Origin of the sequence: Candidatus Chlorohelix sp. (assembly GCF_037138995.1) — a bacterium.
Lineage (GTDB): Bacteria > Chloroflexota > Chloroflexia > Chloroheliales > Chloroheliaceae > Chlorohelix.
In genome coordinates, this window is the sequence record NZ_JBAXHI010000031.1 from 19,181 (window position 1) to 45,931 (window position 26,751).

Annotated in this window: 27 protein-coding genes; 14 read left to right on the plus strand and 13 right to left on the minus strand. The window is 46.7% G+C overall.

What is annotated here, in order from left to right:
• The first annotated feature begins 277 nt into the window (after window positions 1-277).
• The 7 genes from WCK19_RS13505 to WCK19_RS13535 all read left to right on the plus strand — a co-directional run bounded on the left by WCK19_RS13505 (window position 278) and on the right by WCK19_RS13535 (window position 7,194).
• Window positions 278-1,351, plus strand: coding sequence for a rod shape-determining protein (locus tag WCK19_RS13505; protein ID WP_342397913.1), 1,074 nt, complete (start codon window positions 278-280; stop codon window positions 1,349-1,351).
• Between the two features lies 1 nt (window position 1,352).
• Window positions 1,353-2,231: a rod shape-determining protein MreC gene (mreC, locus tag WCK19_RS13510; RefSeq protein WP_342397914.1), complete on the plus strand. Its 879-nt coding sequence runs from the start codon at window positions 1,353-1,355 to the stop codon at window positions 2,229-2,231.
• Window positions 2,232-2,266: 35 nt separating this feature from the next.
• Window positions 2,267-2,746 (plus strand): hypothetical protein, encoded by a 480-nt coding sequence (locus WCK19_RS13515; RefSeq protein ID WP_342397915.1) that lies wholly within the window; start codon window positions 2,267-2,269, stop codon window positions 2,744-2,746.
• A gap of 3 nt (window positions 2,747-2,749) precedes the next feature.
• Complete coding sequence (locus WCK19_RS13520) at window positions 2,750-5,143, plus strand: penicillin-binding transpeptidase domain-containing protein (protein WP_342397916.1); 2,394 nt, start codon at window positions 2,750-2,752, stop codon at window positions 5,141-5,143.
• A 100-nt stretch (window positions 5,144-5,243) separates the two neighbouring features.
• Window positions 5,244-5,975: a septum site-determining protein MinC gene (gene minC / locus WCK19_RS13525; protein ID WP_342397917.1), complete on the plus strand. Its 732-nt coding sequence runs from the start codon at window positions 5,244-5,246 to the stop codon at window positions 5,973-5,975.
• 87 nt (window positions 5,976-6,062) lie between these two features.
• On the plus strand, window positions 6,063-6,860 hold the full coding sequence (gene minD / locus WCK19_RS13530) for a septum site-determining protein MinD (protein WP_342397918.1): 798 nt from the start codon (window positions 6,063-6,065) through the stop codon (window positions 6,858-6,860).
• A 106-nt stretch (window positions 6,861-6,966) separates the two neighbouring features.
• Window positions 6,967-7,194 (plus strand): hypothetical protein, encoded by a 228-nt coding sequence (locus tag WCK19_RS13535; protein WP_342397919.1) that lies wholly within the window; start codon window positions 6,967-6,969, stop codon window positions 7,192-7,194.
• Window positions 7,195-7,285: 91 nt separating this feature from the next.
• On the opposite strand, the gene WCK19_RS13540 is transcribed toward WCK19_RS13535, so the two are convergent.
• On the minus strand, window positions 7,286-7,504 hold the full coding sequence (locus WCK19_RS13540; RefSeq protein ID WP_342397920.1) for a hypothetical protein: 219 nt from the start codon (window positions 7,502-7,504) through the stop codon (window positions 7,286-7,288).
• 23 nt (window positions 7,505-7,527) lie between these two features.
• On the opposite strand from WCK19_RS13540, the gene WCK19_RS13545 reads away from it, so the two are divergent.
• On the plus strand, window positions 7,528-7,743 hold the full coding sequence (locus WCK19_RS13545) for a hypothetical protein (RefSeq protein WP_342397921.1): 216 nt from the start codon (window positions 7,528-7,530) through the stop codon (window positions 7,741-7,743).
• Between the two features lie 292 nt (window positions 7,744-8,035).
• On the plus strand, window positions 8,036-9,328 hold the full coding sequence (locus WCK19_RS13550; RefSeq protein ID WP_342397922.1) for a homocysteine synthase: 1,293 nt from the start codon (window positions 8,036-8,038) through the stop codon (window positions 9,326-9,328).
• A gap of 24 nt (window positions 9,329-9,352) precedes the next feature.
• On the opposite strand, the gene WCK19_RS13555 is transcribed toward WCK19_RS13550, so the two are convergent.
• Entirely contained in the window at window positions 9,353-10,063 is a 711-nt protein-coding gene (locus WCK19_RS13555; RefSeq protein ID WP_342397923.1) for a hypothetical protein, read from the minus strand.
• 276 nt (window positions 10,064-10,339) lie between these two features.
• On the opposite strand from WCK19_RS13555, the gene WCK19_RS13560 reads away from it, so the two are divergent.
• The gene (locus tag WCK19_RS13560) at window positions 10,340-11,485 is read left to right on the plus strand and encodes a homoserine O-acetyltransferase (protein ID WP_342397924.1); all 1,146 of its coding nucleotides are present in this window, start codon (window positions 10,340-10,342) and stop codon (window positions 11,483-11,485) included.
• Here the strand turns inward: WCK19_RS13560 and WCK19_RS13565 are convergent.
• Window positions 11,482-13,041 carry a helix-turn-helix domain-containing protein gene (locus WCK19_RS13565; RefSeq protein WP_342397925.1) on the minus strand — a complete coding sequence of 520 codons (1,560 nt, stop codon included), beginning with the start codon at window positions 13,039-13,041 and terminating at the stop codon, window positions 11,482-11,484. The genes WCK19_RS13560 and WCK19_RS13565 overlap by 4 nt on opposite strands.
• 392 nt (window positions 13,042-13,433) lie before the next feature.
• Here WCK19_RS13565 and WCK19_RS13570 point away from each other — a divergent pair, with 392 nt between their 5' ends.
• Complete coding sequence (locus WCK19_RS13570; protein ID WP_342397926.1) at window positions 13,434-15,728, plus strand: MMPL family transporter; 2,295 nt, start codon at window positions 13,434-13,436, stop codon at window positions 15,726-15,728.
• 84 nt (window positions 15,729-15,812) lie between these two features.
• Here the strand turns inward: WCK19_RS13570 and WCK19_RS13575 are convergent, their stop codons facing one another.
• From WCK19_RS13575 to rpmF, 10 genes are all read right to left on the minus strand, one after another.
• The gene (locus tag WCK19_RS13575) at window positions 15,813-17,471 is read right to left on the minus strand and encodes an ABC transporter substrate-binding protein (RefSeq protein ID WP_342397927.1); all 1,659 of its coding nucleotides are present in this window, start codon (window positions 17,469-17,471) and stop codon (window positions 15,813-15,815) included.
• A 12-nt stretch (window positions 17,472-17,483) separates the two neighbouring features.
• Window positions 17,484-17,708, minus strand: coding sequence for a preprotein translocase subunit SecG (gene secG / locus WCK19_RS13580; protein ID WP_342397928.1), 225 nt, complete (start codon window positions 17,706-17,708; stop codon window positions 17,484-17,486).
• A gap of 215 nt (window positions 17,709-17,923) precedes the next feature.
• On the minus strand, window positions 17,924-18,169 hold the full coding sequence (gene acpP, locus WCK19_RS13585) for an acyl carrier protein (protein WP_341470416.1): 246 nt from the start codon (window positions 18,167-18,169) through the stop codon (window positions 17,924-17,926).
• Window positions 18,170-18,266: 97 nt separating this feature from the next.
• Window positions 18,267-18,695 carry a transcription antitermination factor NusB gene (gene nusB, locus WCK19_RS13590; protein ID WP_342397929.1) on the minus strand — a complete coding sequence of 143 codons (429 nt, stop codon included), beginning with the start codon at window positions 18,693-18,695 and terminating at the stop codon, window positions 18,267-18,269.
• A 47-nt stretch (window positions 18,696-18,742) separates the two neighbouring features.
• Window positions 18,743-19,081, minus strand: coding sequence for an Asp23/Gls24 family envelope stress response protein (locus WCK19_RS13595; protein WP_342397930.1), 339 nt, complete (start codon window positions 19,079-19,081; stop codon window positions 18,743-18,745).
• An 11-nt stretch (window positions 19,082-19,092) separates the two neighbouring features.
• Entirely contained in the window at window positions 19,093-20,439 is a 1,347-nt protein-coding gene (gene accC / locus WCK19_RS13600) for an acetyl-CoA carboxylase biotin carboxylase subunit (RefSeq protein ID WP_342397931.1), read from the minus strand.
• A 208-nt stretch (window positions 20,440-20,647) separates the two neighbouring features.
• A complete protein-coding gene (gene fabG / locus WCK19_RS13605) occupies window positions 20,648-21,394 on the minus strand; it encodes a 3-oxoacyl-[acyl-carrier-protein] reductase (RefSeq protein ID WP_342397932.1) in 747 nt (248 codons plus the stop codon).
• A gap of 9 nt (window positions 21,395-21,403) precedes the next feature.
• Window positions 21,404-22,351 carry an ACP S-malonyltransferase gene (fabD, locus tag WCK19_RS13610; RefSeq protein ID WP_342397933.1) on the minus strand — a complete coding sequence of 316 codons (948 nt, stop codon included), beginning with the start codon at window positions 22,349-22,351 and terminating at the stop codon, window positions 21,404-21,406.
• 16 nt (window positions 22,352-22,367) lie between these two features.
• Window positions 22,368-23,360, minus strand: a complete 993-nt coding sequence (locus WCK19_RS13615) for a beta-ketoacyl-ACP synthase III (protein WP_342397934.1) — start codon at window positions 23,358-23,360, stop codon at window positions 22,368-22,370.
• Window positions 23,361-23,465: 105 nt separating this feature from the next.
• The gene (rpmF, locus tag WCK19_RS13620) at window positions 23,466-23,660 is read right to left on the minus strand and encodes a 50S ribosomal protein L32 (protein WP_342397935.1); all 195 of its coding nucleotides are present in this window, start codon (window positions 23,658-23,660) and stop codon (window positions 23,466-23,468) included.
• A gap of 232 nt (window positions 23,661-23,892) precedes the next feature.
• Between rpmF and WCK19_RS13625 the strand changes: the two genes are divergently transcribed.
• The 3 genes from WCK19_RS13625 to WCK19_RS13635 all read left to right on the plus strand — a co-directional run.
• On the plus strand, window positions 23,893-24,885 hold the full coding sequence (locus tag WCK19_RS13625; RefSeq protein WP_342397936.1) for an ROK family protein: 993 nt from the start codon (window positions 23,893-23,895) through the stop codon (window positions 24,883-24,885).
• Between the two features lie 65 nt (window positions 24,886-24,950).
• Window positions 24,951-26,546, plus strand: coding sequence for a gamma-glutamyltransferase (ggt, locus tag WCK19_RS13630; RefSeq protein WP_342397937.1), 1,596 nt, complete (start codon window positions 24,951-24,953; stop codon window positions 26,544-26,546).
• 4 nt (window positions 26,547-26,550) lie between these two features.
• Window positions 26,551-26,751, plus strand: a 201-nt coding sequence (locus WCK19_RS13635; RefSeq protein ID WP_342397938.1) for a hypothetical protein, incomplete at its 3' end; no start/stop codon positions are given.

Sequence of the window (26,751 nt, forward strand, 5' to 3'; positions counted from 1 at the left end):
CAATAAGTTACTACAGGGCGGCAAAGTCGGTATTTCCATTTTCAACGTCCGCTCTAAAGGTTAAGAAAATCGTTATCACCTCGCGCCTTTACCCAAACCCCTTTGAGAACCGTGTTATAGGGGACAATTTCTTCCTTGCAACCGCTCTGTTTGAAGTTATCAAGGTTTCTCTATATGGGTATTTATGTTATAATCAACACTTAGCGAACCAATATATACCTGTTGTCAGGTACAATATTTAGTAGTTTTGGGACGCTTTATTGTAGGAGATTGTTTGATGTGGAATTTACCGAACTTATTGTTCGGATTGTTCAGCCGGGATCTCGGTATAGATCTAGGTACTGCAAATACGTTAGTGCATGTGCGCGGCAAGGGTATTGTAATATCAGAACCCAGCTACGTGGCAATTGACAAAAAGACAAAAGAAGTAAAAGCGGTGGGCGCCGATGCTAAAGCAATGGCAGGTAAAACACCTGCCAGTATTATCGCAATTCGCCCTCTCCGCGATGGTGTTATCGCAGATTTTGACGTGGTGGAGCAAATGCTCCATGAATTCATTCGGAAGGTTCATACCCAAACAGTGGTAGGACCTCGTCCTCGCGTGGTGATAGGTATTCCCAGCGGTGTAACCGAAGTAGAAAAACGTGCTGCGCGTGAAGCCTCCTTAAATGCAGGGGCGCGTGAAGCCTACGTGGTAGAAGAACCAATGGCTGCTGCTATTGGGGCAGGCTTGCCCGTAAACGAACCCATCGGCAGTATGATTGTGGACATTGGCGGTGGTACAACCGAAGTGGCGGTTATTTCGCTTGGCGGTATTGTCATCAACCACTCGTTACGTACCGCCGGAGACGAGATTGACGAAGCAATTATTCAGTATGCCCGCCGTGAGCATAACCTTGTAATCGGTGAGCGCACCGCAGAATCTGCTAAAATTGCTTGCGGCAGCGCGTATCCTCTAGAACAGGAGTTGCGCTTTACCTTGCGCGGTCGGGATGTGCTTACTGGCTTACCAAAAGCGGTAGAGTTGAGCAGCGTGGAATTGCGCGAAGCAATCGCTGGTCCTGTAAATAGCATTGTTGAAACCGTGAAACTAGCGTTGGAAGAAACCCCACCGGAACTTGTAGCAGATATTATGGAGCGTGGTATTACGTTGGCAGGTGGTGGCGCTTTGTTATTAGGTCTTGACAGGCGGTTACAGATGGAAACTAAAATGCCTGTTTACGTGGCAGATGACCCGCTGACCTGTGTAGTGCGTGGAACCGGTATTATGGTGGAAAGCCTTGAAGATGAAAAATACCGCCGAATTATCGCTTCCAGCCAGGAAGGTCGTCGCCTGAAATACTCACGATAGAATGATTCGCAGGCTTCGGACTGATATTCAGATTCGATTTATCTTCTTCGGTGTATTGCTAGTTACCTCTAGCTTATTGATGACACTGGATAGGGTTGGTTTTTTGCGCCCGGTCGAGCAAATCATTACAACCCTAACCTCTCCGATTGAACAGGGCGCATATAATCTTGGTCGCAATTTCTCTGACTTATCGGCTTTCTTAAAAGACCTCAATACTCTGAAAGCAGAAAACAATCAGCTGCGCCAAGAATTACAAACTGTGCGGGAGGAACGCGCTAAAGCTGCCGACCTTGCAAGCCAACTTCTGGAACTGGAAAAAGAACTTGCTTTTAAGAGTAACCCCGAAAATAAACGCTTCCAGACCGTCAGCGCGGATGTAATTAATCGCGACCTTACCGGGAATAATCAGGCGATTCAAATTAATAAAGGCTCAAACGACAATATTACAAAGGGTATGCCGGTAGTGGATGTTTCGGGGTTTTTGGTTGGGCGGGTGGAAAAAGTGGAAACAAAACGTTCTACCATATTGCTCATTACCGATACTGGTATGGCTGCCAATGTTTATAACAAGCGTTTCGGACAGAACGGCAAACAGATTACCATTGATAAGAACGCCGATGGTACTGCGGTAGGGCAATGGCAGCGTGGCGGTCGTATCACGATTTTCAGAATCAGTAAGGATGCTGACATCAAGCCGGGTGACTACATTTTTACTGATGGTAAAGGTGCTACCTTTCCTGCCGATATTCTGGTAGGTTTCGTAACCGATGTAGTAACTTCCGATAGCGCCCCAGATAAAGAAGCGGTGCTTGCTCCTTCCTCGGATATTGAACGTATTCAACGTGTACAAGTTATACTCGGCACAAATGAGACTAATTAAGGGGAATCGCCGTTAACCCGTATATAGCTGCTATCTTGATATTCGTTTTTGTGCTGGTTCAGGCACATTTTATGCCCGGTTTGTTGCCTGCTCAAAATGACCTGCTGCCAGACCTCTCGTTGTTGTTAGCGGTTAGCTGGGGGTTGTTGCTGGAATGGACATGGGCTTTACCGTTGGCATTTTTTACTGGGCTTGCCCTTGATATAAGCGCGGCTTCCCTCTTGCCAATCGGGTTGCAAGCGTTATTATTTAGCATCGTAGTATTATTTGTAACTTTAATCAGTCAAGATTTTATTCATTCCAGCGCTATGCGGGCAGTTACTGTCAGCTTGTTTGCCGCTTTGGGCTACCGTCTAATGCTATTGCTGGCAGGTCAGTTGCTGGGTTATAATACACTCCAAATACAAAATATCACACAGGTAGTTCTTCCAGTTTCGTTTATTGATGCGGCTATAATGTTGGCTATCTTTGTGCTTGTGCGCCGCCTGAGCAAATTTGGCGCATCGCGAGAATGAAGTATGGTTTTACGGCTAGATGAAGACAACTTAACCAGAGATAACGAACGCGAGGAAGATAAGTCATCCCGTAAAAAAGTTGGCAAAGCCTTACTGGTGAGCCGGGTTAATTTTTTGCGGGTTGCGCTAATGGGTGGCTTTACAGTTTTGGGCTGGAAGCTTTGGGATTTACAAGTTAACACTCCACCAGAAGAACGCCAGTTTGCCACCCGTACTCAGGTTCGAGATATTACAATCAAACCACCACGCGGCATTATTTACGACCGTTTCGGCAACCCTCTAGTTCGTAATATTCCAACTTACTCCGTTACAATTACCCGCTCTGGTCTTCCACCACGCCTAAGTGATAAAGCTTTGCAGGCGATGATTAAAGCCGGGCAAAAAGTGGTTGACCCGCGTCAGGAAGTTTATGATAACCTTGCCCGTTTCCTCGGCATGACTTATGTAATTGGCTGTATCCCCGATCAAATCCTTAGCTCCTCACGGCGCAATGAAACTCTGAATATTCTCGAACCCTACCTTCAAATTTCGGCTCAAGATATTGAAAAGAAATTATACCTACGCAGCGCTCAAAAACTCTCAACCAGCTTCATGTCCTTGCTAGAGAAAATACCGCTGGCTGATTATGACCGCTATTTACCCTTGAGAAATATGCCCGGTGTGTATTTTCTAAGTCAGGGTGAGCGGTTGGTATTAGAAGCCGAATTTCGCACCGCCGATTTTGAGCCGGTGGTAGTGTGGTCTAGTATTAGCCGCGAGGACGCGAATATACTGGATGAAAAACGCTTGGACTTGCCGGGCGTGGGAATTTTGCAAGGCTATGTACGCAAATATGAGCGTCCGGATTTGTTATCGCACTTGCTAGGTTATACCGGTGTGTTGCAGGATAATGATGAATTGGATCGTTACAACAGCAAAGCTTCCGGCAATCAACCAGCAGTTTATCCTGATGGTACAGTACCTCGCAAGGTTTATAGCATAGATGACCAAATTGGTAGGCAAGGCATTGAAGCATCTATGGAAGAATACCTGCGTGGCAATAAAGGCGGGCGTGCCGTTCAAGTGGATAACGCCGGTAACATTGTGCAGACCTTACCGGGAAGTGAGCGGAAGGCAGTTCCGGGACATAGTGTTTTTCTTTCAATGGACCCAAATATACAGGCGGCGGCTAACAAAGCAATTCTTGAAGAAATTGCCTTAGCCAGCGCGAAAAAACAGGCTAGTAACCTCACAGGCGCTGCCATTGTGTTGGATGTGGAAACAGGCGAAGTGGTCGCGCTCGTTTCTATACCTACCTACAATAATAACCTGTTCCGTACTAATTTGACTACGGCGGAAGACAAAGAATTGGAAACCCAGCTAACCGACAAACGCAATCCCTTAATCAACCGCTCTATTCAAGGAGTTTATTCTCCGGGGTCAACCTTTAAGCTAATTACCTCACTGGCGGGCTTGAACGAGAACTCTATTAATCTAGGTACAACTTTCGATTGTACCAAATACATCTGGATTCCTAGCAACGTTGGCGATGGAAAAAGCCGCGACAAATTTAAGTGCTGGGGTAAGCACGGTAGTTTGAACGTAGAAGGCGCAATTACTCAATCCTGTGATATATTCTTCTATAACGTGGCGCAAAATGCCAGTAAAGACGCAGTTACCGGTAAGCAACTGGCTTATTACACTGCTGCGGACTCCAAAGACCCGATTAATTTCAGGGGAATGGGCATCACCAAACTGCAAAAATATATGGATATGTTCGGTCTGGGAAAAGCAACAGGCATAGAACTGCCGGGCGAATATCCCGGCTTGCTCCAGACTCCTGAAACTTTTCCTAAATACCATCAGGGCAACCAGTGGTCTTTGGGGGATACTATTACTACCGCTATCGGGCAAAACGATACTCAGATGACCCCGCTTCAGGTTTGCCTAATGACCGCAACCATCGCAAACGGCGGTACTCTAATTAGACCGCGCCTTGTCAAGCGGGTGTTAGATAATGCGGGAAATGAGATTGTAAAAGATGAACGTTTCATTGTGTCGGTGCTGGAAGTATCACAAACCCATCTTGCCACTGTTAAGCGCGGTATGCGAAAAGTAGTTCTGCCGGGAGGTACTGCCGAAAGCCAGATGTCAAATCAGATGGGTAATCTCACTGTAGCAGGTAAAACCGGAACGGCAGAATATGGCGAATCTTACGGTCAAGATGCGGATGGAAACTTGCTATTTCCTACTCTGGCGTGGTTTACTTGCTTTGCGCCGTATGAGAAACCTCGCTACGCCGTAACTACACTCATTACCACCGATGAAAACCAGATTGAAGGTTCTACCTTTGCAGTACCTGCTGCTAAAAAAATATTGCAGGCTTTATTCCCCAAAGAAACCGGGGTAAAAGTTTGACGGGACTTGCCGGACTCCAGTTCATAAGATTTAGAAAATAGCCCACAGATAGCGATGGTCTTTGTACCGATTTTGAGGTTACACTACAGTGAGGTGAAATATGGCACCCGGCAGTGATAAAAAAAATACCGCCGTAACGATTAAAGGTAATGCGGGCGGTTTGCTGGTTAGGCTTCTGGATGATGAGGAATACCTATTTTCTGAATTGCTCAATGAACTTGAAGGCAGGTTAGAACAATCAGGAAAATTCTTTTTACGCGCCCACACTTCTGTAGATTTGGGCAGACGCGAGGTTGACCAATCTGATTTGGAACTATTACAGGGCTTGATGGCACGCCACGAAATCAAATTGGAGAAGATAATCAGCGGCTCTAATTCCACCCGTAGCGTAGCACGCCGTGTTGGAATAGAATTTCTTCTGCCCAACCGCGAAAATACCCGGTTGCCGCATCAACCTGAACGTGAAACTAATGCCGTACCCTTTGATAACGCCGAAGCTCTGTTTGTGCGACGCACCTTGCGTAGCGGTCAACTTCTCAAACATCATGGCGATATTTGCTTGCTAGGGGATTTAAATCCGGGGGCGCAAATCATAGCGGGTGGAAACGTAATAGTGTGGGGCATCGTGCGCGGTGTTATTGAAGCGGGAGTGGGCGTTACTACTGAACAGAAATCGGTGGTTTGCGCCCTACAACTAACCCCATCCCTATTGCGTATCGGGGAGGTGTTAGCACGCGCTCCCGAAACTCATTCCCGTAATTATTATCCAGAAATTGCTAGAGTCAACAACGGCTCAATTGTAATTGAGCAATGGAAGCCGCATCGAAAATGAAAATTGACAAAATCAGAACATTGGTACAAAATAGTTGGCTAACTTGGGAAATTGCATTTAACGCCTCACAGGGGAAAGATATAATTTATGCCGGGTAAGGTTATCACAATCACCAGTGGCAAGGGTGGGGTAGGAAAAACTACTACCACTGCCAATCTAGGCATGTCGCTGGCACAATTTGGCAAGAAAGTGGCAGTAGTTGATGCCGATATCGGTTTGCGAAACTTGGATGTGGTTCTTGGTCTGGAAAACCGAATTGTTTATGACCTTGTAGATGTAGTAGAAGGTCGCGCTCGCTTGCGTCAGGCGTTGATAAAAGACAAACACACCAATAATCTATGCCTATTACCAGCCGCTCAAACTCGCGACAAAAACGCGGTTAGCCCTGCTCAGATGGCAGATATATGCCGCCAACTTGCGCTAGAATTTGATTATGTGCTGGTAGATAGCCCGGCGGGAATTGAACAGGGCTTTAGGAATGCGATTGCGGGCGCAGATAGTATTTTGATTGTTACCGTAGCAGAAGTTTCTGCTGTTCGCGATGCCGATCGCATTATCGGATTGGTCGAAGCTGCCGAACTCCCCACGCCTGAGTTGATTGTAAATAGACTGAAACCGGCGATGGTGAAACGGGGCGATATGATGAGCGTAGAAGATGTAAAGGAAATTCTAGCGGTACCGGTAATCGGTATTGTGCCAGAAGACGAATCGGTGGTGATTTCCACTAACCGAGGTGAAGCGGTAATCTTTGATAATACGTCCAGAGCGGGTAAAGCCTTTCAGAACATCTCTCGCCGTTTGATGGGTGAAAGCGTACCGTTTTTAAATCTGGATGAACCAAAACAAGGGTTGCTATCCCGAATCTTTGGCGGGGAAAAAAGGTGACAACTCCCACTAGCTAAAGGCTTATTAACATTTGTGAGGTTGTAGTCCCACTTTAGGTCGATTTGTAGCCATAAAATGAAGATACTTCCCTATTTTAGCAACTAAATTGATTAATACCAGAGCCTTCTTCCCTATTAAACAGAGCGGTTGCAAGAAAGAAATTGTCCTCTATAAAACGGCTCTCAAAGGGGTTTGGGCAAGGGCGCGAGGTGATTTTGTAGGGGCGTGGTTCGACACGCCCTCTTTGGGAGGCACAAATCGGTTGACAGAGCAACTTCGCACAAGGGCAATCGTTAGAAGGGCGACTAACGGGTTAATTTTCTTGGCGCGTTGACATTGAAATACCGACCTTGCAACCGCCCTGCCCTATTAAACTGACCCTCTCCAAAATTGGTACAATAAAGGTCAAGTTTCACTGAGAAGTATTAGGCAAGGTCAAAACCTGTACTAACAAACGTGAAGCCGGTAACATCTAGTTTGTAGTCTTTTCGGTTGAATCTGAGATAGAAACGCTCCAGTATCATCACGGCTGTGCTATCGGTATTGATGTTGGATTGGAACATTTCGCCAATCTGAGTAACGTGGAACAGGTTGAAAACCCACGCTGCTACCGTAAAACCCAGAAGAACCTTGCCAAAATCCAACGAAAATTGGATAAGGTAAGCGATTGCTCCGCCGTAACCCGCTCAAGCGCAGGGCAAGCCTGCCCCTCAGTCGCGCTCACCGTAAAACCAAAAATTGTCGATTGGATTTCCAACATAAACTATCTATAAATCTAGTCAATACCTACAGCCTGATAGCTGTAGGCGTAGGGCATGGGAAAAAGCGTTTGAAAATAGATGCCCTCTCTAATGACCTTATAGTGAACCTAGCCTTACTTTAAATAGATGCACTTGCTCTATCTGGCTGTGATAAATTTGAGCTAAACGCATTTTCCCTGTCCCCGAATGCGTTTAAGCTTGACAAACTGGCTTCTTTATATTATCCTGACGAAACAGATAAAGATAATCATGTTTATGATTTGAGTTCAAAGGAGACCCCTTCGCAGAAGGCGCATCAGCGGAAACGAAATAAAGATGAAGACACAGCTAGAATCAGGTATACTCAAATTCTAAAGGTCAAAAAGCTCGGATTTTTCGTTAGTGTTAGGAACCTGTAGAGGAGAATAATAATTTATGTCAGACCAGAACGAAAGACAATTAGGTTTTGAAACAATCGCTTTGCATGGCGGTCAAACCGTAGATGTAGCTACCAACTCTCGTGCCGTACCGATATACCAGACTAGTTCATACGTTTTTAACGATACCGAACATGCCGCTGACCTTTTTGCGCTTCGTAAGTTCGGTAATATCTATACCCGACTTATGAACCCCACCACCAACGTTTTTGAAGAGCGGGTCGCCTTACTAGAAGGTGGAGTGGGAGCGTTGGCTACCAGCAGCGGACAGGCTGCCGAGTTTCTGGCAATTTTGAACATTGCCAATTCCGGCGATCACATAGTGTCGTCTGCCAGCCTTTACGGTGGTACTTACAACCTGTTTCACCACACTCTCCCGAAGATGGGCATTGAAACCACTTTCGTTGATCCCTCCAACCTTGAAAACTTCCGCTCCGCCATCAAACCTAATACCAAGCTAATATACGCCGAGACGGTGGGTAATCCGAAGTTGGATACGCTAGATATTGAAGCGGTAGCCAATATAGCTCACGAAAACGGTATCCCGTTGGTAATTGACAACACGCTGCCTAGCCCTTATCTGATTCAGCCGTTGAAATGGGGTGCAGATATTGTGGTACACTCTGCTACCAAGTTCATTGGCGGTCATGGAACCAGCATTGGCGGTATTATTGTGGACGGTGGTAAATTTGACTGGGGTAACGGCAAATTCCCCGGCTTCACCGAACCGGACGATAGCTATCATGGACTGCGCTTCGTAGATTTGGGTGCGCCGGCATACATCCTGAAAGCGCGAGTGCAATTGCTGCGTGACTTAGGACCTGCTGTCAGCCCTTTTAACAGCTTCCTGTTCCTGCAAGGATTGGAAACGCTGCCTTTGCGGGTCGAGCGCCACAGTTCAAATGCGCTGAAAGTCGCCCAATTTCTTGAGCAACATCCTAACGTCACTTGGGTAAATTACCCCGGTTTGGAAAGCCATGCCAGCCACAATATTGCTACCAAGTACCATAAAAACGGCTATGGCGCGATTATTGGCTTTGGTATCAAGGGCGGTCTCGACGCAGGACGCTCCTTTATCGACAAGCTGAAGCTGTTTAGCTTGTTAGCGAACGTGGGTGATGCCAAATCACTGGTAATTCACCCTGCCAGCACCACGCACCAGCAATTGAGCGAAGCCGAGCAACAGGCTACTGGTGTAACGCCCGATTTCATTCGCCTTTCAATCGGTCTGGAGACGGTGGAAGACATCATTTTCGATCTGAATCAGGCATTGAACAGTTCATCTAACTAGAAGTATCCGGTAAAAGCGCGTTTACTATTGCTCAAGGCTAGGAATGCGCGCTTTTGCTCTATCAATAACAGGGAAGTGCGCCAATTTGCGTTCTGCCTCTAACATACTTGCCAGCAACAGCACTTCCACCACGTTGCCGTAAGCCCAAAAGTATTCATTTTTGGCGGTTGCGGCGGAAACTACAAACATAACAGTTGCACTCAAAAAGAGCCATGGCGGATTTTGCCTGCGCCAGAGGTATGCGCCGGAAGCAATTAGACTTAGCACAATAAAGGCAAGAACCACCGGACCGGTAGCCACCATCCAAATCGGTGCATTGTCGGAAGCAGTATAGCGTACTAATTGCCCAACAATTGTTGGCTCAATAGGCACAAAAAGGTCTATAGCCGACCAAACCAAGCTGATTAGCAGCGTACTTCTATAAACATAGGGTGTCAGTTTCTTTAATTTTGCGCCATTACGATAAGCTAACTCAAAAGCCACGATTACAAATGTAGGTAGAAGCAAGCTGTGCATCAGGTAGCGAATCCGGTGCAATATTTCCAGCAAAGCTCCGGGGTCATTGAAAAGCCCAATTCCAAAAGCTATATTTTCAAAGGTTTCAGCCAATACCACTGCCGTGATAAAAACTAGACCTATAGAATATTTCTGCCTCAAAAGGCTAACGCTCCACACCAACAGTAGTAGGCTGGAAATCATAAATGAGGGTACAATAAACCAAACCGGATGCAACATATTTCACTCCTCAATTGAAATGAACGGTTAATGGAATCAAATCTTGAAAATATCGATGCTATGGAAATCAATGTCATAAAACTTGGTTACAAATCCATAATTAACCCAATTATAAGGGATTGAGGTTAACGGGCAGGTTAAAATTTAATTATAGTCACGCAAATTTTTCTCATAAGGAATTTTATATTGGGACAAACGGCAAAATCCTGTGATATAATACTTCGCGCTAAGTCCGGCACCCCTCGCCGGTTCTATTTTTAATGAGGAGACATCCCGGTGGCGAAAGTTAGAACTAGTCCTCTCGGTATAGTAAATACACAATTCTATACTTTCGGCAGTCCAAACGAAGGCTTGCGTTTAGAAAGTGGGCAAAATTTTGGACCTATCACAGTGGCGTACCAAACTTACGGGCAATTGAACTCGGCGCATTCTAACGCTATCCTGATTTGCCACGCCCTTACGGGTGATTCACATACTGCCGGCATACATGCCGAAGATGGCAGGTTGGGTTGGTGGGAAATTATGGTTGGTCCCGGCAAAGCTTTCGACACCAATCGTTACTATATTATTTGTTCTAATGTGTTGGGTGGTTGCAAAGGCACTACCGGACCCGCTTCGATTAATCCTGACACAGGCAAGCCCTACGCTTTAGCTTTCCCGATTATAACTATTGAGGATATGGTACGAGTTCAAAAAAAGCTAGTTGAGCATCTGGGTATAGATAGCCTCTTGGCGGTTGTAGGCGGCAGTATGGGGGGGATGCAGGCGCTGGCATGGTGTCAGTTATATCCCGAAAGTGTCCGGTCTGCTTTGCCGATTGCCACTTCTCCAAGTCTAACTGCACAAGGTATAGCTTGGAACGAAATCGGGCGACGCGCAATTATGGCGGATCAGAATTGGAACAGCGGTAACTATTACGAACCGGGACAACCTCGCCCCGAAAATGGTTTGGCGGTAGCACGTATGTTAGGGCATATAACCTACCTAAGCGAAGAGTCAATGGAGTACAAATTCGGGCGACAGTTGCGCCAGAAAGATGATTATAGCTTTAGTTTTAATATAGATTTTGAAGTGGAAAGTTACCTACAATATCAGGGCGAGATTTTCAATCGGCGGTTTGATGCCAATTCTTATTTATACATAACACGCGCTATGGATTATTACGATATGGCACGCGGCAAGCGCAGCCTAACAGAGGCATTCGCCAATACAAACGCTGCTTATCTATTCATCAGTTTTAGCAGCGATTGGCTGTATCCCTCCTACCAAAGCGAGCTTATGTCAAGGGCGGCGCGTGATGCAGGGCGCTACGTGGAATACATAAATATAACAGCGCCCAATGGTCACGACTCATTTCTGCTAGAGTCGGAACATCAGGCGCCAGTAATCAGCACATTTTTAGAGAAAGTATTTAAAGGCTAACGCTTAGATTCATAAGCCTTTTTCAAATAGTTAACTGCGGACGCAAAATCCCCCCAATTCTCTAACGCTTCGCCATAAGCTTTGTAAATGTCGCCAAGCACAAATGGTAGGTTTAATAACTCAAGAGTTAATATTGCCTTTTCAAAGAGATGACGTGCTTCATCTTCATTCCCAAGACGAATCTCAATGTCGGCGGCAATTTTGAGGGCTTTGCCTTCGGTTACTAAATCTCCAACGTTGTGGGCTTCTTCAATGGCGATGCTTGCCAACTGACGGGCATCATCAATTCGACCTTGACGCAAACGTAACCACGAAAGTGACATATTAGCCAGCGCTAGGTCAATACCTTTAAGATTGGTATCATGCTGACTGCGCGAAATTGTCTCGCTAAGTATCGCTTCCGCTTCTTCTTCGCGCCCACTAGTCGCCATGAGGTCGCCCACATCTCCGCTGAGTCTCAGCATTTCGCGCCGCTGATTTATCTGGCGGAAGGAATTCAGGCTTATTGCCGTGTAATTTCGAGCGCGAATCAAATCGCCTCGTTCCCGGTAAGAGTCTGCTAGATTACTGTAAATTTGCGCCCGCTGTGATGTTAATGATACCTTTTCTTCAAATTTTAGCGCTTCTTTGAAGGTGTTGAAGGATTCCTCCTGTCTGCCGAGTACGAGATAATCATTTGCTAGATTACACAAAACTTGAAGTTTAAGTTCAGGCTCTATCAAGTTAACATTATCGCAGATAATTTTCCAAGCATCGCGGTGGTGCAACAAAGCCTGATCAACCTGTTTACGCAAGTAATGAAGATTCCCAATTAGATTCTTGATTTCTGAAAGTATCGCTAGTTGCGCGGTTTTTTGAGCAAGTAGCGCAGCTTCTTCGAAAGCAGAACGAGCGTCTTCAAGATTTCTGTGGTTTAGATTCAACAGACCAACTAGCTTCAAATATTGAGTGCGATCATATTCAGAAAGCTGATGACGTGGTAGGTCGTCCAGCAATTGCGCTGCTTGAACTAGCTCATTGCTTTTTTCCAAATCACCAAATTGCCCGGCACGTTCAATTAGTGCTTGTGCTTCCAATAATTTATCGCGAAGGGCAGTAGCCAAACTCAATTCGGAGGTGTTGTAATTATCTTCCCGCTCCGGCATGCTGCTGCTCCCATACCCACCGTACAGGAAAAATTCTACAGGTTCGCCCAGCCTTTTTGCAATTAGTTGTAGAGCTTTAAGAGAGGGATGGATTTTATCTCTTTCAATTGCGGAAATATAACTGGCTACATATTCGGAGCCGGCAAGTTCTTGCTGGCTTAATCCTAGCCGTCTTCGTACTAGTTTAACCCTACTACCCAGTGAATTTGCTTCTGTTTTTCCTGTTTCTACAAAAATTTGAATTAAGTTACTGCCTTTGGAAGCCCTCAATTCTGCTAAAGATCTTCGCCCACGCTTTCTAGCCGGTTGGTCTAGCGTATCGTTGGATAAAATCTGGGGCTTAAATTCTCGTAACGCAATTCCATTGCCAACCTTAAGCTTTGTGTTATTATTCCATTGCGCGTCCAACATAGACCTCTTTCCTTTATTTTACCCTAATGTCACTTTTGGTGAGGGCGTTTATAGCAAATTCACTTAACATCATGCCAAATTTAATTAGATGATTCAAAACTCTATAAACCCAGTACGCTTCCAGAGAAAAGTAAACGCGACTCACCCTGTGTCTGTATAAAATTTATAATTATATTTTAGCGCTTAATCTGAGTTAATAACATAGTATGATTTATAAAATAAGAATTAATTGCTATATTATCCTACAAACTTTATAGTACTTTAGTAGCGTAAATTTTTATTAATGATAGTAATATTGAAAATAAATAATAAGCTTTACTTAAGCTATATCTGAGATTATGATTAAAAAAAGGGTTTTACCTGCACGTTAAGGCAAAAAGGAGTTGAAATAGATGAGTATTCCTGTGGCTGTGTCCGCAAAAGGCAAGCGGTCTTTTACTGTGCGGATAGGTATGTGGTGTGCTAGACATAAATTGCCTGTTATTATTCTCTGGTTGCTCATTTGTGGCAGTTTATTTGTCATTGGGCAATTGGTAGGTACTAGGACTTATGGTATTACCGATGATGTAGGACTTGAAAAACTCGATTCAATTCGCGCGGGTTCGGTTTTTGATGCAAATGGTGGTAGTGAAGCTTCAGAAACGCTTTACGGCATAATCAATCATCCCAATCTTAAAGTAACCAGCCCTGAATTTAAAGCTAAAATTGCAACTGTGGTTATTGCATTGCGTAACGCTACCTATTTGCAGGACGGGATACCAGTTGCTATTTTTTCTCAGGTAGTTGACCCTACTACCGCTTTGCCTTTGCTTGGTTTATACAGTGTGGATGGGAGTGCTGGTCGTATTCAGGCAACGATTCAGGGTGAACGCGAGTTGGTTAAGAAAAAAATCAGTGCAGTGCGCCCTCTCCTGAATCAACTCACCAATCAAGGTAGTGAGTTCAAAGTATTTTTTTTCAGTTCTACTATAATCAATAACGAGGCTCTCGAATTAGCTGCCCATGAATTGGATGGCTCGTTAAAAATTACTATTCCGGCTACATTCTTAATTTTATTGGTTGCCTTCGGCACTTTCGCGGCGGCGTTAATTCCATTATTTCTGGCAATTTCATCACTGATGGCTGCCTTCGGAATCTTGGCGATTTATAGCAATACCATAAACGGAGTTGACTCTAATACTTCTCAACTGATAGCGCTAATGGGCTTAGCAGTTGGTATTGATTATTCGCTTTTCATAATTACGCGCTACCGAGCAGAACGTAGGCGCGGGCGCGACAAATTTACCGCAATCGAAATAGCCAGCGGTACCGCCGGGCGTGCAGTTTTCTTTAGCGGGATGGTAGTAATTATTTCGCTATCAGGGCTGTTCTTAATCGGCATTCCCACTTTTATATCTATGGCAATTGCTACTATTGGGGTTGTGCTGGTATCGGTAATCGGTAGTTTTACTCTTATTCCGGCGGTATTAGCGTTATTGGGCAACGGCGTAAATTGGGGTCGCCTCCCTTATTTTGGGCGAGAACACGATGAGGGAAGCGGATTTTGGAGCAAATTGGTTCACCGGGTAATGCGACACCCGCTAATTATGGTCAGCGTTGTTACGGTGGTACTGGTAGCTTTGGCGCTACCGCTATTTCAATTTAAATTGGGGAATAACGGGTTGGATGGCTTACCCGATTCACTCGATAGCGTTCAGGCAATCCATTTGTTAGCGGATAAATGGCCGCAAGGTACAATCCTAAGAATGAATGTGGTAATTACAAACGCCGATAAGCCTGAAACCAAACAGGCTATTGAGACTTTCACCGAAGCCGCGTTACAAGTAAATGGTCTCAACGGTCCGGTAGATAAATCGCTTTCTAGAAACGGCAAGGCGTTGCGTCTCAGCCTCATTATGTCGGGTAATCGCAATGACCAATTCAATAAAAACATCGTAATGTCTGTTCGTAGTGAGCTTATACCACGTTACTTTGGAAGCTTGCCGGGAACTACTGCGCTCGTCAGCGGGGCTGCTGCCCTTACAATAGATACCACCAAGCTTTACATGGATGCACTACCGCTTATCTTTATTTTCGTTCTAGGATTGAGCTTTATCTTACTATTGGTAGCATTCCATTCGCTGATAATACCTATCAAAGCCATTATTCTAAACCTACTATCTACCGGAGTATCCTATGGTGTATTGGTACTGGTATTTCAAGAAGGCTGGTTTAGTGACCAACTTGGTTTCCAACCAACCGGAGTAATCGAGAATTTTGTGCCACTTTTCCTTTTCACCATCCTGTTCGGGTTAAGTATGGATTATCATCTGTTTATTCTGACCCGTATCAAAGAGGCAAAAGACAGGGGAATGTCATCGGATGCAGCAGTAGCAAAGGGCATCAGTATTACCTCCGGGGTCATTACCAGCGCAGCGGCAATTATGGTAGTAGTATTTGCAGTGTTTGTCACCTTGCGTATCATTATAATCAAACAATTGGGGTTAGGTTTGGCAGTTGCAGTCTTTGTGGACGCTACAATTATCCGTAGTATTTTATTACCGGCGGCGATGAAATTGCTGGGAGAGATGAATTGGTACATTCCTCGCTTTTTGGACTGGATTCCGCAAGTCACCATCGAGGGTGAACCGGAAGAAGTGGAGAGCGGCAAAGAATTAGGAGATACATATAGTGCTATAGCAAGATAAAGTAGTACACGGATAGCGATATATTAGGATAGTGCTAAGGGCAAGTTGAAAATAAAACGTTAAATGACTACGCTTTAACTGAACCTAATTTCCAAACCTTGTGTTACTAAGCACATAGCGATTGGCAATGTCTTTCAAGCGATCACTAGTCTCATTAACTACCTTTAGTTTGGTATTATCCAACCCTTGCACACGCTCACTGACAGCATAGGTATATAATTGGTAATATAATGGTACTGCTGGTAAATCCTCTATCCACAAATCTTGCCACTGGTCATAGCGTTTTTTGCGCTCATCCTGTATCAAAATTTGGCGAGCTTCTTCTAGCAAGCGGTCTGCTTTATCATTTTTCCAGTTGCTATAGTTAAATACTCCAGAGCTAGACCAAATTTGGAACACATCTGGGTCGTTAGTCACCCCTTTTGTAGCGAGTAAAACAGCATCGTAACGCCGCTTGTCCAAATCATTTATAAATTCACTAGGGCTTGCCGAGAGCCGCACCGCTGCAACAATTCCAACATCGCGCAGGTTTGAAACGATTTGTTCAGCTATCAATTGTTCATCGGTACTGCCAATAAGCAAAGTAAAAGTCAGGGTTTGCCCATCTTTTACTCTAATATTTTCTTGATTTAATTTCCAGCCTGCCTGATCGAGCAAATTTCGTGCTGTGCTAGGGTTAAAACCGAAGGTTTTTAAATCTGCTTTATATGCCCACAAAAAACTCAGGATAGGTGAGTTACTGACTACTGCTTGCCCCGCAAATTCTTCCTTCACCAGTGTTTCTCGATCTATTGATTGCGTAATTGCTTGCCTGACCTCTTTCTGCCCGAAAAGGTCAACTCTATCAAGGTTGAAGAAAAGGAAAGTATTAGCAGCATAAGGAGCGGTTAGTTCGCGTATATCTGTACGTTTGAGTATTTTTGCCTGATCCTCCGGCGAGACTGAAGAAATACCATCTACCTGATTGGTTTCGAGAGCGGTTAGAGCCGCCCTTGCACTGGGGTAGAAGCGGAACCAGACTTTTTCGAGATAAGGTTTTTGACCATAGTATAAAGGATTTGCTTGCAAAGTAACGCTATCTGCTGAAATACCGTTTTTCTGAAGGCGATAAGGACCTGTACCAATGGGGGTTTGGTTAAATTCGGCACGCCGTAATTCTGTTACTGGTACTGCTCTCAAGCGATGTTCAGGCAAAAGACCAACGCTGGTGTAATTCAAGAAAGGTGTCCACACACTACGGGTCAAGCGGAAGCGTACCCCGTAATCACCCAAACGGTCAACTTCTATGTCTTTCCATATATCGTGGAGAGCGCGTGCAGAAGGGCTAAAATTGGCAAAATCGTCACTTTTAAGCACACTTACAGTAAAAACCACATCTTTGGCTGTAACGGGGAAACCGTCCTGCCAGTAAACATCATGGCGAAGGTAAAACTCCCAAACCTTGCCGCCTTCTAGGTCATAGTGAGCTTCGGCTATATCATCTTTAACGGTACCATCTGCCTCATTGCGCGTTAATCCGGTAAACACCAATGAGGAAATATCGCGGCTAAGGTCGTTAATTTGTAAGAGGGGGTTAAGGGCAACTTCAGGAATGCCATCTACCACCAACCCTTCAACATATGTCCCACCCTGCGCTGGCGTAGAAGAACGTGGTACTGCCAGCAAGAAGTAAGCCAGCGACACTGCAATAGCAAGGAAGCCGACTCCAGCTACAAAAACCTGAAGCCGTAGTCGATTAACCAAAAGCCAGATCCTTTATTGCTTAATCAGGCTGTTTGACAGCGCAACTAATGCAAAAATAATCGAAAATACAATAGTAAATTGGAAAAGCCGTAGCTCAAAGCCACGCCGTGAGCTGAAAATCTTGCTGCTGTCAGCCGCTGCCGAGCTATTAATGCCACTGCCTTTGCTTTGCAGTAATATCAGTACGACTATGAAAATAGCTAGGATAAGCTGAATTACGTTTAGAAAGCCACCCAAAGTTATACTCCTGTGAATAGAATCTTTTGTCTGACAAAGGGCGATTATACCAAGCTCTGAGTACAGATGCAAATATTTGTAACATTTTAACCGATAAATTATAAATCTTGTATAAAAATAAGGGCTATACCGGTTCGGATTATGCCAACACTAACCGGTACGCCCCCACCCTACACAATTACCGAACCTAAGAATGATTTCGCGGTTGGGTTTAATTATTCTTGGTGTTCCTGGATATAATCTACGGCATCTCCTACAGTAGCGATTTTTTCGGCTACTTCATCAGGAACTTGGATACCAAACTTTTCCTCAATTTCCATAATCAATTCAACCAAATCAAGGGAGTCAGCATTCAAATCCTCAATAAAAGAGGCTTCAATTGTTACATCTTCTGCATCTACCGCAAGTTGCTCAACAATTATGTCTTTGAGTTTATCGAATATTGCACCGGTTGCTGCCATACTTACTCACCTCCCTCTGCTGTTGACGCGAGTCACTTTAATTATTATCCTCCTGACAAAAATCACGCTTGTAACTTTTAGTGGCGCATGGCGGCGCTCACACAGGATTCATAGTGTTACGAATGTCCTTTGAAACGATAGTTCCTAGGACGCCATTTACAAAACGACTGCTGCTATCACTTCCAAAGCTTTTGGCAAGCTCAATTGCTTCGTTGATTGCAGCTTTTACCGGAACTTCATTATTAAATAGAATTTCAAAAATTGCAAGACGCAGAATATTCTTGTCAATTTTAGCCATCTGATCCATAGGCCAGCTTGGAGCATTCGAGGATATGATTTTATCCAATTTATCTAGGTTGCCGATAACGCCTTTTACCAGTTGCCTAGCAAACTTAACAGCCCCCTCTTCCAGTGTTCCATCTTCCACATGCCGCGCTATTACTTCATCGGCATCGTGTAGGGTTACATCCACCTCAAAGAGGGTTTGCAAAGCCACAGTACGCGCTAACCTTCTCAAGCTTGGCATTTTTTCATTAAGCCTGTCCAGTTGTACCAAATGCCCCTTTACTACCGTTATTCAACATTTTGAATGTACACGTTGATTTGTTCAACCGGCATGCCTACCATGTAGCGCACTGCCTTTGAAACATCAGTTTGTACTAATTTCCCGACCTGTAGCATATTCGCTTCACGGCTTACCACGATATACAGGTCTGCGCTGACTGCGCCCTCTTTTATTTCTATTTTGACCCCATCATTGCCTTCTCGATTGAAGAGGCGTTTTTGAGGGGCGTTTCCCAATCGAAGCACGCCTGCTACACCAGCGGCAGCGGCGTAAACGATGGTTTCAAGCACATTCGGGGCTACCTTGACGGTGCCGAGTTTCTTTTCAGGATTTCCGTTTGTACTCATAGGCTCTGGTTTTACCAGCCCCCACTCATTTTCTTATCTACAAAATCCAGATATGCCCGCCCGGCGCGATATTCCGCATCGCCTAGTATTTTTAGCTGGAACGGGATGGTGGTTTTTATGCCACTTACTACCGTATCGTGCAAGGCACGTTCCAATCTCGTGAGCGCTTCTTCACGAGTGCTTCCTCTGGCAATTATTTTCCCCAGTAAGCTGTCATAGTAAGCTGGCGCAGTGTATCCGCTGTATAGATGGGAATCTACGCGAATGCCGGGACCGCCCGGCGGCACAAATAAATGAATTGTACCTGCATCAGGGCGGAAATTATTTGCAGGGTCTTCCGCGTTAACTCTACATTCTATTGCATGTCCCTGTATTTTAATGTCTTTTTGAGAGAGCGTCAAGCGTTCACCTGCGGCGATACGGATTTGCCACTTTACAAGGTCTATTCCGGTGACTTCTTCAGTTATGCCATGCTCTACCTGAATACGAGTGTTCATTTCCATAAAGTAGAACTCCCCTGTGTTGGAGAGCAGGAACTCGATTGTACCAGCGTTGGCGTAGCCGATTGACTTTGCGCCTAGCACCGCTGCCGCGCCGATTTTCTCCCGCAATTCTTCGGAAAGGTTAGGTGCGGGGGCTTCTTCCATAATTTTCTGGTAACGCCGCTGGATTGAGCAATCGCGCTCGCCCAGATGTATTACATTACCATAATTATCCGCCAGTATTTGAATTTCGATGTGGCGCGGTTTGGCAATATATTTCTCTAGGTACAGTTCACCGCTGGAGAAAGCTTTTTCTGCTTCGGCGCGTGCCAGCGGGAAGACCCGTTCTAGGTCTGCTTCGTTTTCGATGACGCGAATGCCGCGCCCACCTCCGCCAGCCAACGCTTTGAGCATCACAGGGTAACCTATTTTGGCAGCTATGCGTTTTGCTACATCTAGATTTGGTAAAGCTTCCGAACCGGGGGTAACTGGCAATCCTGCATCTTGCATTAGCTTGCGAGCTACCGTTTTCTCGCTCATTTTCTCCATTACCGCCGGGCTTGGTCCGATGAAGGTAATGCCTACTCGTTCGCAGATTTCTGCTACGTAGGGGTTTTCGCTTAGGAAGCCGTAGCCGGGATGAAGTGCATCTGCGCCGGTAATCAACGCCGCGCTGATGATTGAGGGCGTATGCAAATAACTTTTCGCGCTTTGTGCCGGTCCAACGCAAACTGCCTCGTCTGCGAAGCGCACCGCCAGCGAATCGCGGTCTGCCTCACTATATGCCACCACGCATGGGACACCCAAATCGCGACACGCTCGCACCACTCTTAAAGCAATTTCGCCTCTATTAGCAATTAAGATTTTTTTGAACATTTTTACCGTTTTATTGGGGGTATTAATTGTTTAGTTTTTCTCTAACTACCCTTAGCTGATGATAAGCTATACTAATAACACTCAAATTTTTGCCAAGCAAGAGGCTCAAGCTCTTGTCTTTTCTAACTGTTCCAGCCAAAAAGACCTCATCTGTGAACATAATCACGTATTATACATTATTTTCCTGATGTTCGAGGTACACCACCATCTACATCATCACCATGCCTCCGTCCACTGCCAATACTTGCCCTGTAATGTACGCGGCGGCATCTCCGGCAAGGAAGGCAACCGCTTCGGCGACATCTTCGGGTTTGCCGAAACGCTCCAACGGTATCTGTTCTAATGCCTTTTTCTTGATTTCATCGGATAATACCCCGGTCATATCGGTATCAATGAAGCCGGGCGCAACAGCGTTTACGGTAATGCTGCGGCTTCCCAGTTCGCGTGCTGCTGATTTGGTCAAACCGATTAATCCGGCTTTAGCTGCGCTATAGTTAGCCTGTCCTGCCCCGCCCATTTGCCCTATGACCGAGGTTATGTTAATGATACGTCCGTAACGCTGTTTTAGCATGGTGCGTTGCACAGCTTTGGTTAGCAAGAACGAGCCTTTCAGGTTTGTATCTAGCACTGCGTCCCAATCCGTCTCGCTCATCCGCATCATAAGTTGGTCGCGGGTGATTCCGGCATTATTTACCAGAATATCCAGTCGCCCGAAGGCTTTGACGGTTTCTTCTACCAGCTTTTGCGCTTCGGCAGCCACCGAAACATCGCCTTGCAGGGCTATGGCATCGCTGCCAGATGCTTTGATGGCGGCTACCACTTCGTCCGCTTCTTGCTGCTTGCCCCGATAGTTTACTGCTACTTTCGCGCCCAACGCGCCCAATTTCAATGCTACCGCACGCCCAATACCCCTACTCCCGCCTGTTACTAGCGCGACTTTACCTTCCAGATTCATCTCCCGCTCCTATTTGAGAATATCATCCGAGTTAACCAATTCTACCTCTTTTTCGATGCGCTTAATCAGTCCGTTCAGTACCTTGCCGGGTCCGATTTCCACGAAACGGGTTGCGCCGCTTGCTGTCATCGTTCGCACCGAGTCGACCCAACGCACCGGGCTGTAAGTTTGCAGCGCTAAGTCTTCGCGAATGGCTTGCGCTTCGGTTATGGCTTTAGCGGTGACGTTGCTGATTACCGGAATCTTCGCCTCTACCCACTCCACCTGCGCGATTGCTTTTCTCAATTCTTCTGCCATTGGGCGCATCAGGCTGCTGTGGAAAGCTGCGCTGACGGGCAAGGGTATTACCTTTTTAATGCCGTTACTTTTCGCCAGTTCGGTGAAACTTGCCAGAGCCGCTTTTGTGCCGCTAATGGCGGTCTGTCCGGGCGAGTTATAATTCGCCATCTCTGCTCCACTCTTGGCGCAAAGCTGTTCCAGCAAAGCGTCATCGCCGCCAATGACTGCCACCATCCCGCTATTGCCCTTTCCTGCTTCGTTCATCAGTTGTCCGCGTCGATGCACCAGTTTTACCGCATCTGCGAATGACAACGCGCCCGCCGATACCAGCGCGGTATATTCGCCCAGACTATGCCCTGCCACAAAGAGCGGGTAGTTGCCTATAACTTCGGGATAATTTTGGCGTAGTACCGCCAGATGCGCCAGACTTGTCACCAGAATAGCGGGTTGCGCGTGGTCGGTGCGAGTCAAAAGCTCGTCCGATCCTTCCCAACATAAATGGGACAAAGAAAAGCCGAGCGTAGCATCCGCCTCGGCGTACAAATGCGCCACTTCCGGGTAGTGCCTCGCAAGTTCTTTCCCCATACCGACTGTCTGTGACCCCTGACCGGGGAATACCCACGCGACCGCCTCTGTTCCGATTGCCAAGTTGTAACCATCCTCCTCAAAGTTAGGCAAGGGGTTTAAACCCCTCTTACCAGTATATCAGCCCGCTTGCCCAAGTCATCCCGCCTCCAAATGCTGTCACCAGCAATTTCATGCCGCGTTTCAATCTTCCGCTTTCTATGGCTTCGTTGATAGAAATGGGGATAGAGGCAGAACTGGTATTGCCGTAGTTATGGATATTTACCCAAACCTTAGAGGGGTCAAGCTCAAGGCGTTTGCCTACTGCTTCGATGATGCGAATATTAGCTTGATGCGGGATAAGCAAATCTACATCGGCAATGGTCAAGCCTTCGCGTTCTAGCGTCTCAAGGCTGGAGTCCACCATCGCCCGCACTGCCAATTTATAAACTTCACTACCCTGCATTTTTACGAAGTGCTGCCGCTCTTGGACGGTTTTGGCGTTGGGCGGTGTGCGGCTACCCCCTGCCGGGATGTTCAGCAATTTCCCGCCCGCGCCATACGCGCCCAGTTTGAACGAGCTTAGTCCGCTTTTTTCGGTACTGCGTTCCACCACCACTGCCCCCGCCCCATCACCAAATAGAACACAGGTATTGCGATCAGTAAAATCTATAAAGCGGGTGACGGTTTCCGAGCCTAGCACCAACACGCGCTGGTATGCTCCGGTTTTGATAAATTGTGTGCCAACGCTAAGAGCATAGATGAAGCCGCTACAGGCTGCTTCTAGGTCAAACGCCCCTGCGTTAACTGCGCCCAACGCTTCTTGCAACAGGCAAGCGGTGGAAGGGAAAAGAAAATCGGGGGTGCAAGTACCAACAATAATCAAATCAAGGTCTTTACCTTCTACTCCGGCTTGTGCCAACGCTTGTTTTGAAGCCGCCAGCGCAATATCTAAATTCGATTCGCCTTCGCTTAGGATATGCCTTTGGCGAATCCCAGTGCGGGTAGTAATCCACTCATCGCTAGTATCAACTATTTGCTCTAGTTCATGGTTGGTGAGAATTCGCGCAGGAATACCCCGACCCCAACCCGTAATTGCCCCGTAGTACATGCTCTGGGTCATTTAACTTCCTCATTAAATAAAAAAGCGGTTCGAGCAATATTAGGATAGTTGAGCAGTGAGTAAGGATAGCGCGACAATTTTAGCCGCGCCGGAATCGTTCCAAAACTAAACCTTGGTTTTTTGCCGTGTCTGAATTACCTGTTCGCCCTTATAATATCCGCAGGATTTGCAGACGGTATGGGGAAGGCGTTGTTCACCACAATTATCGCAAGTTACAAGCTGCAATTCATCGAGATGGTGGTGCGCTCTTTTGCGACCCTGCTTGCTATGTGAACGTTTGTATTTGGGTAGTGCGCCCATTTTAGATCATCTACTCCCTTCAAAAAATTTAATATAAGCTATTTCCGGCGCGAATTTTAGAATATGTAATCATACAAAAAACAAGAGCCACCGGAATTGTTAAACCAAAGAGATATTATAGTCTTTCTGCCCCTCAAAATCAACTTGCCGGGAACTGACCGTTAGGGTATTATTTAAATTACTAGAAGTTGGCGAAGATGGTACTAAATTATTCACGGGGAAGGGAATTGAAATGTCAGAACGCTATGGAATAGGCGTTGACGTTGGCGGCACTAAGATTATGGCAGCGGTAGTTGACCTTGAGAGTGGCGAGGTTATTGCCAGCGCTAAGAAAAGAACGGTCGGTAACAAGGAAAAAGATTTAGGAAAACGAATTATCAGCGCTATTGAGGATTGTCTCAGTTTGGCGAAATTGCCCGAAAACGTTCGCCCTATAACAGTGGGCGTAGGAGCGGCAGGGCAAGTGAACCGCGAAAAGGGCATTTTAATAGCGGCTCCTAATCTGGGTGTGCCTCCTAATTACCCGCTTGCCAAAATCATCGCCGACCGCTTTAAGGGTTCGGTGCGCTTGGGCAACGATGTGGAAGTAGCCACATTGGGCGAATTACATTATGGGGCGGGACGCGACTTTGATAATTTCGTATGCGTTTTTGTCGGTACTGGCATTGGCGGCGGTATTGTACATGATAGCAAGTTGTATCGAGGTTCGAGCGGTACTGCCGGAGAAATCGGGCATATTGTGGTAAGCGCGGAAGGGCGTTTGTGCGGGTGCGGAGGGCGTGGTCATCTGGAAGCCTATAGCAGCCGTACCGCCATTACACGCACTTTATTGGGTGAATTAAAGCGCGGTAAACGCAGCATTCTGACCGAATTGCTGGCGGCAGAAGGTATTGCAGACCCTACTATTGCCACTAGCGTAGCGATTCGCAGCAAGGTTATCGCACAAGCGGTACAGGCGGGGGATGCGCTGGTGATAAATACCTTGACCGAAGCGGCGGAGTTTCTGGGTTTGGGTCTTTCCTCGATTATCAATTTCTACAATCCTCGCCGTATCATTCTGGGCGGCGGCTTGATAGAAGCGGTCGAGATGTTTTTCGAGTACACCTTAGACGAAGCCAAGCACGAGTCTTTAGCTTCTGCCGCTTCTATAGTTGATATTGTACGCGCCAAACTTGGAGACTATTCTGGAGTGGTAGGCGCGGCTTTGATGGGGCAGCATTCGTAGTCTGGCGGTTCGTGGGTAGGGGCGCGGTTCGATGCGCCCTTTTTTAAAATGGGAGCATCTCAGAAATGGCGCAGGGTAGGTCTGTAACGCTGGCGCGTAGCGGGTTGGTCAGTTCGCCGCATTATTTATCGGCGATGGCAGGCGTTCGCATTTTGGAGGCAGGCGGAAACGCGATTGATGCCGCAATTGCTGCCAATGCCGTTCTGAACGTAGTACAACCGCATGGGTGCGGTACTGGCGGCGACCTGTTTATGCTCATCTATGACGCGAAAAGCGATGGGCTTTACGGTTTGAACGGTAGTGGGCGTTCTCCGGCGGCAGCAACGCCGGATTGGTTCAAGGCAAACGGGCATGAAGTTATGCCTCAGCGGGGTATCTTGCCTGTAACCGTTCCGGGCGTGGTGGACGGTTGGCAAATGGCGATTGACCGCTTCGGCAAGTTGAGTATGGATAAGGTGCTGAAACCGGCTATTCGCTATGCTGAAAAGGGCTTTGGAGTAGGTCCGAATTTGCATGTCGCCCTTGAAAATATCTTGAAACAGACGTGGCGTCACGACTCTTGGCGTGCTGTGTATGCGCCAGATGGTAAAGCTCCAGCCGAAGGCAGTATCCTCAAATTGCCCGATTTAGCCCATGCTTTGACTCAAATCGGGGATAAGGGGCGGGACGCTTTCTACAAGGGCAAAATTGCTCGCGCCTTAGTGGAGTTCTCGGAGAAAGAGGGCGGACTTTTCACGCTGGAAGATTTGGCGGAGCATCAGGGCGAGTGGGTTGACCCCCTGAGTATCAGCTATCACGGCTATACCATTTACGAAATGCCGCCCAATACGCATGGTTTGAGCGCGTTACAAATGCTTAAACTGGTGGAAGGGCTGGAACTTGGTAAGAAATTCACTACTCCCGAAGCGATTCATTATATGGTGGAAGCTAAAAAGCTGGCGTTTGCCGACCGCGCTGCTTACATCACCGACCCCGCTTTTATGAAGGTTGCGCCTGAGCGTTTGCTGGATGAGGACTACATAGCCACGCGCCGCGCCCTGATTGACTCGCAAAAGCCGATGGTAAGCATTGCTCCCGGTTCATTTGAAGGCGACACTATTTACCTGTGTGCGGCTGATGGCAAGGGCAATGCCGTTTCGCTGATTCAGAGCAATTATATGGGTGTGGGTTCGGGGTTGGTTGTGCCGGGATGGGGCATCGAATTGCAGAATCGCGGCGCGTATTTCTCGCTCGACCCAGCCCATCCCAACTGCATCGCGCCTCGCAAGCGTACCATGCACACCCTCATTCCTTCGATGGCTTTCCGCAATTCGAAGCCCGAAATTATCTTTGGAACAATGGGCGGTGATGGTCAGCCTCAGATTCATTTACAGGTTTATACCGACCTGATTAATTTCGGGATGAACATTCAAGCGGCGATTGAAGCCCCGCGCTGGATTCATGGCAAGGGCATGCCCGACCAATCGGAAGGTTTGCAGGTGGAAACGCGCTTTTCTCCGCGTGTGCTAGGGGCGTTGTCGCGTTTGGGTCATCCCATCCAGCGGGTGGGCGCGTGGAACTCCGCTATGGGCTATGCACAGGGCATTGTGATTAATCAGGAAAACGGGCTATTGATGGGTGGGGCAGACCCCCGCGCTGATAGCGCCGCCATTGGGTATTAATAGGATGAGAGTCGCAATTATTGGAGCAGGCTCACTTGGCAGCCTTGTGGCGGGCTTACTGGGGTTGGTAGCAGAGCATAAGGACGAAATCTTCCTTGTTACCAATCGCCCCACGTCCGATATGAGTCTTACGCTTGAGCCAGCGGAACTGGTGCAGCGGCAATTGCCTGTTTTTAGCGAGGGCGCGGTGACGGTCAGGAATGTG